The 594-nt window shown below is 67.3% G+C and carries 1 protein-coding gene and 1 pseudogene; both read left to right on the top strand.

Annotation, left to right across the window (positions count from 1 at the left end):
* Window positions 1-303 (top strand): CorA family divalent cation transporter (locus LH128_RS29755; protein ID WP_008833413.1); only part of this gene is annotated, 303 nt, incomplete at its 5' end.
* A 107-nt stretch (window positions 304-410) separates the two neighbouring features.
* Window positions 411-594 (top strand): annotated as a pseudogene (locus tag LH128_RS29760) (ATPase inhibitor subunit zeta); the annotation flags it as partial.

Here is a 594-nt window from a genome sequence, read left to right on the forward strand (position 1 = left end):
GAATCGATCGCCCGCCTGCGCCGCTATCTCGACGACCTCGACATCAGCAAGGAATCGGCGGTCGTGCTGCAGGACGACATCCGCGCCCGCGCCGCCGCGAACAGCCAGCGCACGCAGTATGTGCTGGCGGTGGTGGCTGGGGTGTTCTTGCCGCTGACCTTCATCACCGGCTTGCTGGGGATCAACGTCGGCGACATTCCGCTGGCGGAGCAGGGATCGCACGGCTTCTGGATCATCGTCGGCATCTGCGCGGCGATCCTGGGCGTGGAGATCGCGCTGCTCAGGCGATTGAAGTGGTTTTGATCCTCCCTGTTCCGCAGGAATGGGGAGGTGGCAGCGCGAAGCGCTGACGGAGGGGTCTTCTCCCCCTCCACCACCGACTTCGTCGGCGGGGCCCCCCCCCCCCCCCCCGCAACCGCCTCGTCGGTGAATGGGCGGCCGAACGCATGGACTTGTCGCAGGCCGAAACCGATGCCTATGCCAAGGCCGTCGTCCAGGCCGACTTCGAGGAAGCCGGCGACGAGGACGTCATTCGCAAGCTGCTGGGCGACCTGACCGCCGCCGGCGTCGATACCACCGAAGCGGAAGTGCGCG

The sequence above is a fragment of the Sphingomonas sp. LH128 genome, assembly GCF_000293195.2.
In the GTDB taxonomy this organism is placed as follows: Bacteria; Pseudomonadota; Alphaproteobacteria; order Sphingomonadales; family Sphingomonadaceae; genus Novosphingobium; species Novosphingobium resinovorum_A.